Source organism: Litoreibacter sp. (assembly GCF_039974535.1).
In the GTDB taxonomy this organism is placed as follows: domain Bacteria; phylum Pseudomonadota; class Alphaproteobacteria; order Rhodobacterales; family Rhodobacteraceae; genus Litoreibacter.
In genome coordinates this window covers 22667-36026 of sequence record NZ_JBDWIU010000013.1, presented here as the reverse complement: position 1 = coordinate 36026, position 13360 = coordinate 22667, and the positions used below count along the sequence as shown (strand labels likewise).

Genomic DNA, 13360 nt, shown 5'->3' with positions numbered 1-13360 from the left:
GTAAGAACGTCCACAGCCGGTAAGCTAGAGGCGCCCCGTCAGGGCGCCCCAAGTTGTTGTCCTCAGCGAGGGCCATTTATTTCGTAACCTGCCAGTATGCGGCAGACGTAACAGCCTGTCCGGTAGACCAGTTGGTGACGTTGTCACGTAGGGCAGATTGCTCGATCTGTTGGAACATCACTACGAACGGCGAGGTTTCGCGGAACTTCTCTTGGATGTCCAAATACATCTGAACCCGCTTCTCACGGTCACCTTCGGTTACCGCCGCTTCGACCTTTTCGGTCAAGCCGCCAGCATCCCAACCAGTACGCCAAGCCAGCAAACCTGTCGCGTTCGCCTCGTCAGAGTTGTCGGGGTTGTAGGCAAATGTACCAGCGTTGGTTTGCGGATCAGGGTAGTCTGGCCCCCATGCGCCCAAATACACATCCAGTTCCCGCGCACGGTAGCGGGCAAGGATTTGCTTCGCGGTGCCCACGGTGATGTTTACCTTGATGCCAGCTTGCGCAGCCGCGTTTTGGAATGATTGACCGATCTCAATGCGCTCTTGCGCTTCGCGAACGCCGATCTCAACCTCTAGGCCTTCTACGCCTGCCGCAGCCAGTAGCTCCTTGGCTTTCTCGATATTGTAAGAGAACGGGCTTTCATCCGACGCGCCAAGGTAGGTGGCGGGAAGGAAATTCTGGTGAATGGTGTATTGGCCATTCAGAAAGCTGTTTTTCATGCCCTCGTAGTCGATCAGATATTTAAACGCCTGACGCACCTCGGGCTTGGACAGTACAGGATGCTTCTGGTTCAGCGCCAGATACATCAAACGACCCTTCAACTCGTCCACAACCTTCACACCAACTGCGCCCGTTGCACCCGCGATGTCTTCGGGGTTGAGGTTGCGTGCAATGTCGATGTCACCGCGTTCCAGCAACAAGCGTTGCGAGGCACTTTCCAAGACGTGACGCACGATCACGCGCTCCATTGCCGGTGCCCCGCCGTAATAGTCGGGGTTAGACGACATCGTAACGCTTTCATTGGGCTTCCAGCCGTCCAACTTGTAGGGGCCAGATCCTGCGGAATTGGTTTTCAACCACGTGTTGCCCATGTCGCCGTCGACTTCATTGGCCATGACGGTGGCCTTATCCACGATGCCGCCAATGGTGGCCGTCAGGCAGTTTAACACGAAGGAGGTGGCGTATTTTTTGTCTGTGGTGATCGTCAGCTTGTTGCCGTCGGCCTTAATTGTCTCGGCCGCGTTTTCTGCCGTGAAGCCGAACTGGGTCAAAATAAACGCAGGTGTCTTGTTCAAGATCACCGCGCGTTGCAACGAGAACGCCGCGTCTTCCGCCGTGACAGGATTGCCAGAATGGAACTTCACACCTTCGCGCATGGTAAAGGTAATCGTCTTCCCATCTTCGGACACTTCCCAGCTTTCTGCCAGATCGGGTTTGTAACCCGCAGCCAAATCATTCGGGTCAAGATTAACCAAACGGCCATAGACGTTGCGGCTGATGTCGGAGCCCGCAAATTCAAAGCTCTCGGCTGGATCAATCGTTGTTACGTCATCAATGCGGTGAGCAATAACCAGCATGTTGGCGGGCGTCTCGGCAAAAGCTGCTAAGGACGCCACACCAACAGCTAAGCCAATCGCCGCACTTGTCATCAGTTTGTTAAAAGCATTCATATCTAGAACCTCTCCTGTTCCGTTACACAAAAAAATTTCCGGCCATCGGGGTTAAGTTCCCCAAGTTTTTTCAAGCACGCGCAGCCAGTTCTCGTGACAAAGTTTGGTCATCAACGCGTCGTTGTAGCCATGCTTTGTCATCGCGTGCCTCAATTTGGGCAGCCCTGCACAAGAGGTAAGCTCTTGTGGTACAATCGCCCCGTCATAATCCGATCCGAAGCCCACTCGGTCTTCGCCTAAATGCTCGATCAGATGATCCAAATGTCTCAGCATCTGCTCTAGTGGAACCTCCGCCAGCATACGCCCGTCGTCGCGCAAGAATGCGACTGCGAAGTTTAGCCCAACCATCCCGTCGCTTTCGCGAATTGCCGCCAACTGCTTGTCCGTTAGGTTCCGGCTGTGTGGACAGATCGCATGAACATTGGAATGGGTCGCAACCAAAGGCTTTGACGAATGGCGCGCCACATCCCAAAAACCTGCTTCATTGAGATGCGATAAGTCCACCATTATTCCCAACTCATCGCAGCGTTTGACGAGCCGCACACCGTGATCCGTCAGGCCCGTCCCAATATCTGGGTCACTTGGATATCGAAAAGGAACACCATGACCGAAAATCGTGGACCGGCTCCAAACCGGCCCGATAGAACGCAAGCCAGCTTGGTACAAAACCTCGAGTGCGTTCAGGTCAGCGTCGATCCCCTCGGCACCTTCGATGTGAAAAATCGCGGCCAGTTTCCCGCTGCCCAAAGTACTGCGCAGTTCTGCCGCCGTCGTGCAAACCTTCAATGCGCCGCGACGCTCGAGATCAAACAATATAGCTGCTTGGGACATCACAATTGGAAAGGCATCCTCCCAAGCAATCAGATCAGGCAATGGCAAGTCATACGCAGGCTTAGTCATTTCCTCAAATTTGAATTCGAGATCAACGGGGGACGGAACATACACCGCGAAGAACCCACCACCAAATCCGCCGGCAGTGGCCGCTGGAAGGTCGATGGCTCCATCGCGGCCTGTCATGAAACTTTCGGCAGCAGATTTCCCACCCGCGCGAAATAACTTCAAAAGGACATCGTTGTGACCATCAAAAATCAATGGCGATGCTGTTGCACCCATCGTTTGTCTACCCCCAAGATCGATGCATCCACCTTATTCGACTATTTCTCATAGACCACACCTATTAACATGATAATAGATCATACCCCTATGAGGCTTTTGCAGAGGATCAAATGGTTGCAAGAACATGGCATAGCTTGCCGGAGTATCAGGCCCTAAGAGCCTTGATGGAAAGCGGAACAACGTCGCAAGCGGCCGTGAGGCTAGGGCTTTCTCAATCGGCCATCAGCCGCTCTATCGCCAGTTTGGAAGAACGGACCGGACGAATGCTGTTTGAGCGCGAAGGTGGTCGGCTGCGCCCGACGGAAGAAGCCGTTCGGTTAAATAAGCGACTTGATCCTCTATTCACAGCTTTGGACCGCATTGATGGGCCGCAAGAAGCAGAGCCTGAGACCCTACGCATCGTCGCTCCCCCAACCTACGCGCACCGTTTTCTTGTCCACCACATCGCCACCTTCCTAAAGACCAATCCCGAGTTCCGTATCAGCCTAGAGGTCACCTCCTCCGAGGATGTCATTCGCGAAGTTCTCGAAGAGCGCTTCGACCTTGGTTTCACCGGCGTCGAGATTTCGCGGGATGGGGTCAAGTTATCCTTGTTTCGAACCTCCAGCGCCATCTGCGCCATGGCTGCCGATCACCCTTTGGCTAATAAGGAAACGATCCATCCGGAAGATTTACACGAGCAAGCGCTTGTCGCGATCTCCCACCGCCATGCACGACGCGCCCAGTTGGAACAGGTTCTGCACAGCTTCCGAAGCACGCCAAAGATTGTCGCGGAAGTGTCCACGTCCATCGCGGCGGTCGACCTTGCGAAAGAAGGATTGGGGCTAACAATCGTAAACCCTTTCCCGATTGTGCAATACCGTTCACATGAGATGGTGTTCAGACCCTTCGCATCACAGATCGCCTATCGTAGCTACTTCGTCACCCCTGATCACAGGCCAATATCGCGTGTGGCGCGTTCCTTCATTCGCCACCTGAAACTGCACACACCTACGGATGAGTATTCCCAGAAGGCTTAAGCCCCTTTGATCGTTGCACGTGGAGCTGATGCCGCAGCGAAGTTGAACCAAAACATCTCATGACCTGCTTGACGATGCAGATGCGTCATATGCCGCAACGATGTTCGCGGCGCGTGAAGCCACATCTTGGGCGCTCATGCCCGGTTTGTAGATACCCGATCCAATCCCAAATCCCGTCACCCCGACACCAAACCAATCCGCAAAATTCGACGTATCTGCGCCGCCAACCGCGTAGGTCTTGGTCCCCTTTGGTAGCACCGCAGAGATCGCGGCAAAGCCTGATCGCCCGATCACAAATGCGGGGAAAAATTTCAATCCATCAGCGCCATAGCGCAAAGCCGTGAAGCATTCGGTCGGTGTTGCGACACCGGGGAAGGAATGCATCCCCAGCTCTTTCGTCTTTTCAATGACCGCTGGGTTGGTATCGGGCGATACAACCAAAGTGCCCCCCACATTGTGGACCTCGAGCACTTGCGACGCGTCCAAGACAGTGCCAGCCCCCAAAGTCGCTTGCTCAGACAACTCGCTCGCTAGTATTTCAATGGAGCGCAATGGATCCGGTGAGTTCAACGGCACTTCGATCCGGTCAATCCCCGCCGCCACAAGGGCGCGGCCAATGTCGAGAACCTCATGCGGCTGAACACCGCGCAGGATACCAATAATCTCTCGGCTCATATGTAACGTTCCTTGCAATTCTCTTGGCCAGCTAAGGCTACTATCCTGTGGTGACGACACCGCCGTCAACGACCACAGCTTGCCCCGTCATCATACGGCTGGCGTTAGAGGCTAGAAACAGCGCCGAGTCGACGATGTCACGCGGACTTAGATGATCTTTCAAACACTGGCGGTCCAGATGCGCGGCTAATGCCTCTGGCGAGGCCCATAAATCCATCTGCTTTTCGGTCAACACCCAGCCCGGAGCCAATGCATTCACGCGAATTCGGTCTGGTCCAAACTCGCGGGCCAACGAACGGGTCATCCCCGTAATGCCTGCATTCGCCGCCGTGTACGACGGATAGCCTGCGTTGCCCATCATGTAGCTTATGGACGAAAAGTTTATGATCGACCCACCGCCGGCAGAGATCATATTCGGCATCACCGCCTGACACGCAAAGAAGTATGCTTTCAGGTTGATCGCCTGCGATTGATCCCAAAACTCTTCAGTAACGTCGGCTGCGGTGTGGCGTATGTCATTGGCGGCATTGTTCACCAATGTGGAGATCGGACCATGCGCCTCACCCGCTTGTGTGATCGCCGATTTCAATGCACCGACATCTGTGACATCGCATCGGATGAATAACGGGCGCCGCCCGTATTTTTCTTCCAGCTCGTCACAGAACTTCGTGGAATCGGAGCGTTGAACAAAGGCCACCTTAGCCCCCTGCTCCATAAACCCTTTCGTAAGCGACGCACCGATGCCGGAGCCGCCGCCCGTTATGAAAACACTTTTCCCATTGAGATCGTGAAATGTAGCGCTGCGTTCCATTCGTGGCTCTCTCTTGTGGTTGGTCGCGTATCCTTACCAGCAAGAAAGCCCAAATCAGCCCCTTTTGTCAGTATGAAGCACGTGGTTGGCGTGCATCTTTGTATATCCGCGCAATTGGATAAATCCACCATGTTCAAACTTGCCATGCATAGTGGCGGCAATCTTGGCTCATGCCAGAGCTTCATTCACGATCCACAAGGTCTCAGGGGAGTGGCATTGAGATTGAATTGATCGGTCATTCATCACGCGACAGGTTCGGTGCGTCAAAATGAACACCTAAGGCGCGATCAGCCTGCTAAACCGATCTCATCAACTGAGTGCAAACTATGGAACACAGTCTTAGTTTTTTCAGATGCGAGGGCCTCAGGCCAAGTCACCAGCAATATAGCGCAACCGGTGATACCCTCCTCTGCCATGCGGCTTGCCATTGTCTCTACAGTCGCCGGAATAGTGATTTGGCTTGGCTTCGAGACATCCGCACAGATATCAACATGACTGCTTGCTGGTAGGCCTTGATCGATCCAGTCTTTCGCCAAGCGCCCTGCTTGACGCACTGACATATAAAGTGCCGTTGTTGTCCCCGGACCTGACAGTCGCGTGCTATCAGGTGTAGGATCGTCAATGCTACCGGTGCCGGTGGCCAGAACCAATGTATTGGCAACGCCCCGCTCGGTCAGGCTGCGAGTAAGGCTCGCTCCCGCCGCACAGGCGGCTGTGACACCGGGGACCATCTCAACGGGTATTCCTGCGGCGCGCGCGGCCTCGATCTCTTCACCTGCGCGACCAAATACACCTGGATCGCCCGATTTCAAGCGAACCACGCGGCGTCCTTTTCTGGCCTCGGCGACAATCATCTGGTTGATCCGCTCCTGCGGCCAGCTGTGCGCACCCACATGTTTGCCCACGAAAACCCGCTCTGCGTCGCGGCGCGCCAATTCCAGAACTTCCGCATCCACAAGTCGGTCGTAGAAAATTACATCAGCTTCTTGAAGTCGCTCGACCGCACGCAAAGTTAGTAAGTCACGCGCACCAGGGCCTGCCCCCACGAGGGCGATTTGCCCGCTTTGCGTGGTGTCGTTAACGCCACCTTGCATGATGGCATCTTTGATCTTTTTCACGGCCTCGCGTTCGGCCCCACGCACCCAAGTAGCACGTGGAGAGCCTTTGAACACCCACGCCCAAAACGCACGGCGACGCTCATGCGGCACATGTTTGCTGACACTTGGGCGTAACAGCCCTGACAACGAAGCCAGTCCACCAAGAGTTTGCGGCAAAGACCGCTCTAGCTTGGTCTTGATTTCACGGGTCAAAACGGGGGCGGTCCCCTCGCTGCCAATCGCCACCACGATGGGGTCTCGGTCCACAATTGCGGGGGTGGTGATGTCACATAGCTCCGGCTGGTCCACCACGTTCACAGGGCAACGTGCAGATTTTGCGAGCGCATGGGCACAGGCGTCCACGCACGGACACCCTGTCCCGATGAACGCCATCGCCGCATCGTCAAACAGTTCCGGCGTCAGTGCCAAGACATGTTGGGCGCGGCCCGATTGAACCACGCCACTGAGTTCCGCTTCCAGCTCTGGCGCCACCAAAACAAGGGTCGCATCAGTCTTCAACAGCAGCCGCGCCTTTTGTGCGGCCTGCTCTCCGCCACCCACAATTACAACGCGACGATCCGTGGTGCGAACAAACATTGGGAAGGATTTCATGTCTCGTCTCCTATCAAGCGACCTTGGCCGGCCTGCGGGCGTCCCATTGAGCCAGTGCAGCGGACCGACTGTCGCGCACCCCCAATGTGTCCAACGCAAGGGCTGCGGTGCCTACTACAATCTCGACTTCAAATGCACCAACCTCGGTGTGTTCCCACGCCGCTAGCAAGCTTGCATCTTGCGTGCTGGAAAGGCGGCGAGGGTCTTGGGTGGTCGCGGGAACCACCCCTTCCCACGCAACGCCTTCGCGCAGGCCGAAGGCGGCGATCTCTTTTGACGGGTGGCGCTCAAATTCGCCGCCGCCGCCCTTAATCACACTCAAATTTTTCCAGCCCAGCAACGCCGCCGCGTCGGCTTGCAACAGGCGGTAAGATGGATGGAAGACCCCTTGAACACTCGCGGAGGCTGCGCCCGGATTCAACATGCGGCACACCGTGTTGACGCAGGATCGAAGCCCCAAGACTTCGCGCAAATTCAACAGACGGAATAACGCGGGATACACCTTTTCAAGAGGTAAATAGGCGATGCCATCGCGGTCTAGCAATCGAGCGGCATCCTCCAAATCCGTGGCGCTTCCGATCCCTGCTTGAAACAAGCCCGCACGAACTTTAGTGTCCGCGCCGTTCCAACCATGCAACAACACACGGTGCCCCGCTTGGGCCACTAACTTGGCTGACAACAAAAACCAAGCCGCACCTCGCGTCCGTCCAGCGGCGTAACTTGGCCAATCCAGATCCACATGCGCAAGCGCACCGTTGCCAACCTGCGCCGAGCTTGCCAGCCCCGCGATCTCGTCAGCGGTTTCTCCCTTCATGCGCAGCAACATCAACAATGCGCCAACCGCCTCGGGGGAGGTTCCATCTGCCAGCATTAACTGCATGGCGTCATAGGCCTCTGTTTGCGTCAAAGATCGCGATCGACCGGGACCACGCCCTAAGATACGAACGTGCTCAGACAAGCTCATTCAGCCGCCTCACGACTTTGTAGTCCTAACAATAAATCGGCAATTTCAGGGCGACAGGATCCGCAATTCGTACCCGCCCCTAAGGCTTCACCGATTGCTTCGACCGACATCAAGCCTTTGACTTCAACCGCTTCAATGATCGTATTTATACCGACCCCAAAACATGAGCACAACACAGGACCCGGGTTGGGCACATCGCCTGATGGGCGTCCCATCAAAGCGTCCAAACCCTCCGTTCCGGGCAAAGTCGAAACGTAGTCCCGCATAACGGCCACAGGCGATGACGACACGAAGATCGCGCCCAGTAGTTCGCCGTTCTCGTGAATAACAACCCGCGCGCTGCCACGTTTAGCGTCAATGTTGGAAGACATCTGCGCGTTGTCCGAGCCAAACAATCGCCGTGCTTCCCCCTCCCAATCACTGATAGACGAAACCCCCGCAAGTTCTGCGCGGTAACCATGCTTCGTCCGAGACAACGCCCAATAGTCACTTTGCAAATTCATCTCACGGCGCGACACCGCAAAACCGTACCATTTCGCCTCATACTTACGGACAGCGACGACACTCGCTTTGCTTTCAGGTTGACCCGAAACCGGATCAACTTCTGCGGCCACAAGCATGTCAATGCGCGCTGCGGGAGCAGTTTCCCCCGTCCAGTGGATCGGCGCGAACACCTGCCCCGACTTCACCGCATCAGTAATGCGAGCACGCAGAATAGCATCACCGATTGGGCTGGTTAATTGCACGAGATCGGAGTGCTCAATATTAAGATTCTGCGCGTCCTTGGGGCAAATTTCCACGAAGGGTTCAGCCAAGTGAGCAGACAAACGGGCACTAAGCCCTGTTCGCGTCATCGTGTGCCACTGATCACGAGAGCGCCCCGTATTGAGCCGGAATGGAAACCGTCGCGTTGCCTTCGCAGCAGGTGGCTTGCTGATGACTGGCAACATCTTTGCCTTGCCATTGGTGTGAAAGAACTTCCCGTCTGCAAAGAACCGCCCACCTTTACGTTGTGGAGTTATGGGCCAACGCTGCGGGGTTAATTCTGCGTATTCATCATCCGAGATATCCGACAAGCCGGAGATGTCGAAATCGCGCCCGAACCTTCCGGCAACCCCAGACAGCGTTGCATATTCACGAAAAATCTCGGCGGAGTTATCAAAGCCAAACGCGTCACCGAAACCCATGCGCCGCCCGACGTCGCACAGAATGTCCCAATCAGGGCGTGCCATCCCAGGTGCAGGCAAAACGGCACGCTGACTGCTAATAGTACGATCGGAGTTCGTAACCGTGCCGGTTTTCTCGGCCCAGCCGGTTGCTGGAAGCAGCACATCGGCCAATCGCGCAGTGTCTGTATTCGCAGTAATGTCACTGACTACCGTGAAAGGACAATTGGCAATGGCATCGCGCACAGCATCCGCGTCAGGCATAGAAACCACGGGATTGGTGTGAATAATCCACAAGGCCTTGATCCGCCCGTCAGCAACCGCCTTGAACATGTCCACGGCCTTCAGTCCGGGCTTGTCTGGCACAAAATCTGCGCCCCAAAAGTCGCGTACAGCGTCACGGTGATCTGCATTTTCAAGATCAAGGTGGCAGGCCAGCATATTGGCCAAACCGCCAACTTCTCGCCCGCCCATCGCATTGGGTTGGCCGGTAACCGAGAACGGCCCGCATCCTGCCCTACCAATACGTCCAGTGGCGAGATGGCAATTTAAGATCGAGTTTACTTTGTCCGTCCCCGAAATCGACTGGTTCACCCCTTGGGAATAGACCGTGACCACGCGTTTGTTCTCGATCCACAACTTGCAGAAACTCTCAATCTGTTGCGCGCTTAGACCTGTTACGGCTGGATCGTCTTTTTGAGCCGCCGCCAGAGCATCAGCCAAGCCTTCGACGTTATGCGAAAATGCCTCGTCCACCGCGCCGGAAGCATTGATACGCGACAAGAGCGCATTGAACAGCGCCACATCCGACCCCGGCTCCAACGCCAGATGCATATCCGCCTGATCGCAACTTGCGGTGCGACGCGGGTCAATCACCACGATTTTCGTGCCGCGGTTTTTACGCGCAGTCAGAAGACGTTGATACAAGACTGGATGGCACCACGCGAGGTTAGACCCGACGAGGACCACCAGATCAGCTTCGTCAATATCCTCATAGGTTCCAGGCACTGTATCGGTGCCAAAGGCACGCTTATGCCCCGCCACCGAGGACGCCATACAAAGCCGCGAGTTGGTGTCGATATTCGCAGATCCAATGAAGCCCTTCATCAGTTTGTTAACGATGTAGTAGTCCTCGGTCAGAAGCTGCCCCGACACATAGAACGCCGCGCTATCCGGCCCATGTTCGGCAATCGTTTGCGAAAACTTGTCAGCCGCTGTTTGAAGGGCCGTGTCCCAATCCGTATCTTGACCTTCAACGCGAGGGGCTAACAAACGCTGCTCCAGCCCTACGGTTTCCCCCAACGCCGTCCCTTTGGAGCACAAGCGTCCGAAGTTAGCGGGATGATTGGGATCGCCGCTCACGTCCAAGCCCCCCTTAGCGTTGGGTCGCAACAACACACCACAACCCACCCCACAATAGGGACATGTCGAACGGATGCAGGGTGCGTTTGTGCTGTCCATTACGCAGCACTCCGATGGGCGACGGACTCCGCATCAAGCAAGATCCGCCCCCCTTCAACGCGGACGCGATAGGTCGGTATCGATCCTTCATCAGCGCCCTGGGCTTGTCCCGTGTTCAGATCGAATACCCAATTGTGCAGTGGGCATGTGACGGATTGTCCGTGCACGATCCCCTCGGACAGTGGGCCCTGCTTATGGGGGCATGTATCGGACACGGCAAAGACTTCGTCTGGTGCGGTGCGGAAAACCGCGACGCACCCGACTTGGGTTTTAACAATGCGCGCACCGCGCAAGGGAATGTCGTTGATGTCGCCGATGTCGATCCAGCTCATTCTGCGGCCTCCAGTGTTAGGTCTGCCATTGGGGCGTATTTGTCAGCCTGAACCTTTACGTGATCCGCCCATGGGTCATGGTTGTAAATGGTTTGGGAAAGCTCAAAACGTGCAACCAATGCGGCACGGTTTTCAAGATCATGAACCACCTGTTCTTGCACCCAATCCATGCCAACCTTACCTAGCCATTTGTACAAACGATCTAGGTACTTACCGCCTTCGCGGTAACTTTGCGTAACCGCAAGAACGACCTGAATGGCCTCTTCTTCGGTTGGAACGGTGCACAGGGCTTCGGTCTCTTTAAGGTCCATGCCTGCCGCACCACCGATGCTGATTTGATAACCACTATCGACACAAATCAGACCAATGTCCTTACAGGTGGATTCCGCACAGTTACGCGGGCAACCAGACACAGCCAGTTTAAGTTTGTGTGGTGTCCAAGACCCATGCAGAAGCTTTTCCAACTTGATGCCAAGGCCAGTGCTGTCTTGGGTTCCGAAACGACAATGGTCTGTCCCCACACAGGTTTTCACCGTGCGCAACCCTTTGGAATAGGCATAACCAGACACCATGCCAGCGTTGTTCAGATCAGACCAAATATCAGGCAGATCGGCCCCTTTGACACCCAACAGATCGATCCGTTGACCACCTGTCACCTTCACGGTCGGAACTTTGTATTTGTCGGCCGCATCGGCGATGGCGCGCAGTTCGGACGGTGTAGTGATACCGCCCCACATACGTGGCACAACGGAATAGGTTCCGTCTTTCTGGATGTTGGCGTGTTTGCGTTCGTTCACGAAACGCGATTGCGGATCGTCTTTGTATTCAATCGGCCAATCCGACAGCAGGTAGTAGTTGATCGCGGGGCGGCACACGTGACACCCGTTGCGGGTTTTCCAACCCAGTTCCTGCCAAACCGCCTCTTGAGATTGAAGCGGCATGGATTTGATCAAACGGCGCACGTCTTCGTGGGTGTGATCGGTACAGCCACAGATGGATTGAGCTGCTGGCATCTTGAAATCGTCGCCAAGCGTGACCTGCAAAACCTGTTCCACAAGGCCGGTACATGTACCGCAAGATGCGGAGGCCTTTGTGGTCGCCTTGATTGCGGCGAGATCGGTTGCGCCACCTGCGATGGCGTCGACGATTGTTCCTTTGCAAATGCCGTTGCAACCGCAGATTTCTGCCTCAGGCGGCAATGCTGCAACGGCTGAGAGCGGGTCCGACGCTTCTCCACCCTGATAGGCAGGGCCAAAGATCAGCATCTCGCGCATCTCGTCGATATCTGTCTCGTCTTTGATCAACTGGAAGAACCAGTTGCCATCAGCCACGTCGCCATACATCACGGCGCCAACCAATTTGTTGCCCTCAATGACAAGGCGTTTGTAAACGCCGCGCGATGGGTCACGGAAGACGATGTCTTCACGTCCTTCACCTTCCGCAAAATCACCCGCTGAGAAGAGGTCACAGCCGGTGACTTTCAACTTGGTTGAGAGAGTTTTTTGCACGAATGCAGCCTCTTCCCCAAGCAGGGTTTGCGACAGCACTTTGGCTTGGTCGTAGAGTGGTGCAACGAGGCCAAAGACCGCGCCGTCGTGTTCCACGCATTCGCCAACGGCGAAGACATCTTCGGCGGAGGTGAGCATTTGGTCATCCACATGAATACCGCGCCCTGTGGCCAAACCGGCCTCTTTCGCGAGGGCGGTTGATGGGCGGATGCCGACAGCCATGACCAGAAGATCGCAAGGCAATTCAGTGCCATCGTCCAACATCAAGGCTTTGACTTTGCCGTCTTCGCCAGTGATCTCTTTCGAGTTCGCCTGCAGCTTGATGGTGATGCCTTTTTCTTCGAGCGACTTGCGCAGAAGGTAACCTGCGGCTTCATCCAACTGGCGCTCCATCAGGTGGCCCATGATGTGCACAACCGTCACGTCAGCGCCGCGTGCAGCCATACCCGCCGCGGCCTCAAGGCCCAACAAACCACCACCGATGACGACAACCTTGTTGCCCTCACCCATGCCCATCATTTGTTCGGTGTCTTCGAGATCGCGGTAGGCGATAACACCGTCCAGATCGTGACCTGGAAGGGGGATGATGAAAGGCTCAGACCCTGTGCCGAAAATCAATTTGTCGTAAGAAACCGAGCCGTTTGCGCCGGTTACAGTTTTGGCCGCGAGGTCGATGTTGGTGGCCTTTTCGCCGAAACGGCAGGTAATATCGCGGTCCGCATACCATGCGTCATCGTGTGTCACGATGTCTTGGTAGGTTTGATCGCCCGCCAAAACAGGGGACAGCATGATGCGGTTATAGTTGCCCCGTGGTTCAGCGTTGAACAGCGTGATGTCGAAGCCGTCCGGCGACGCATCAGTGAGGTTTTCGAGCACGCGGCCAGAAGCCATGCCCGCGCCGATAACGACGATTTTTTGTTTAGTCAT

General features: G+C 55.6%; 10 protein-coding genes. 1 reads left to right on the top strand and 9 read right to left on the bottom strand.

Going from position 1 to position 13360, the window contains the following annotated elements; all coding sequences use genetic code 11:
• Positions 1–76: 76 nt before the first annotated feature.
• Together ABJN86_RS15470 and ABJN86_RS15465 are read right to left on the bottom strand one after the other, a co-directional pair.
• Complete coding sequence (locus ABJN86_RS15470) at positions 77–1672, bottom strand: ABC transporter substrate-binding protein (protein ID WP_348363855.1); 1596 nt, start codon at positions 1670–1672, stop codon at positions 77–79.
• 51 nt (positions 1673–1723) lie between these two features.
• Positions 1724–2785: a dipeptidase gene (locus tag ABJN86_RS15465; protein ID WP_348363854.1), complete on the bottom strand. Its 1062-nt coding sequence runs from the start codon at positions 2783–2785 to the stop codon at positions 1724–1726.
• A gap of 113 nt (positions 2786–2898) precedes the next feature.
• Here ABJN86_RS15465 and ABJN86_RS15460 point away from each other — a divergent pair, with 113 nt between their 5' ends.
• The gene (locus ABJN86_RS15460; RefSeq protein ID WP_348363852.1) at positions 2899–3807 is read left to right on the top strand and encodes a LysR substrate-binding domain-containing protein; all 909 of its coding nucleotides are present in this window, start codon (positions 2899–2901) and stop codon (positions 3805–3807) included.
• Positions 3808–3864: 57 nt separating this feature from the next.
• On the opposite strand, the gene ABJN86_RS15455 is transcribed toward ABJN86_RS15460, so the two are convergent.
• The 7 genes from ABJN86_RS15455 to nirB form a co-directional block, all read right to left on the bottom strand.
• A complete protein-coding gene (locus tag ABJN86_RS15455) occupies positions 3865–4482 on the bottom strand; it encodes a 2-dehydro-3-deoxy-6-phosphogalactonate aldolase (RefSeq protein ID WP_348363851.1) in 618 nt (205 codons plus the stop codon).
• A 40-nt stretch (positions 4483–4522) separates the two neighbouring features.
• Positions 4523–5293, bottom strand: coding sequence for an SDR family oxidoreductase (locus ABJN86_RS15450; protein WP_348363849.1), 771 nt, complete (start codon positions 5291–5293; stop codon positions 4523–4525).
• A 287-nt stretch (positions 5294–5580) separates the two neighbouring features.
• Positions 5581–7002 carry a siroheme synthase CysG gene (gene cysG, locus ABJN86_RS15445; RefSeq protein ID WP_348363847.1) on the bottom strand — a complete coding sequence of 474 codons (1422 nt, stop codon included), beginning with the start codon at positions 7000–7002 and terminating at the stop codon, positions 5581–5583.
• A gap of 13 nt (positions 7003–7015) precedes the next feature.
• On the bottom strand, positions 7016–7966 hold the full coding sequence (locus ABJN86_RS15440) for a glycosyl transferase family protein (RefSeq protein ID WP_348363845.1): 951 nt from the start codon (positions 7964–7966) through the stop codon (positions 7016–7018).
• Positions 7963–10593: a molybdopterin-dependent oxidoreductase gene (locus ABJN86_RS15435; RefSeq protein WP_348363843.1), complete on the bottom strand. Its 2631-nt coding sequence runs from the start codon at positions 10591–10593 to the stop codon at positions 7963–7965. Before ABJN86_RS15435 ends, ABJN86_RS15440 begins: the two co-directional genes overlap by 4 nt.
• Positions 10593–10925: a nitrite reductase small subunit NirD gene (gene nirD, locus ABJN86_RS15430; RefSeq protein ID WP_348363842.1), complete on the bottom strand. Its 333-nt coding sequence runs from the start codon at positions 10923–10925 to the stop codon at positions 10593–10595. Before nirD ends, ABJN86_RS15435 begins: the two co-directional genes overlap by 1 nt.
• On the bottom strand, positions 10922–13360 hold the full coding sequence (nirB, locus tag ABJN86_RS15425) for a nitrite reductase large subunit NirB (RefSeq protein ID WP_348363840.1): 2439 nt from the start codon (positions 13358–13360) through the stop codon (positions 10922–10924). The genes nirD and nirB overlap by 4 nt, the downstream gene beginning before the upstream one ends.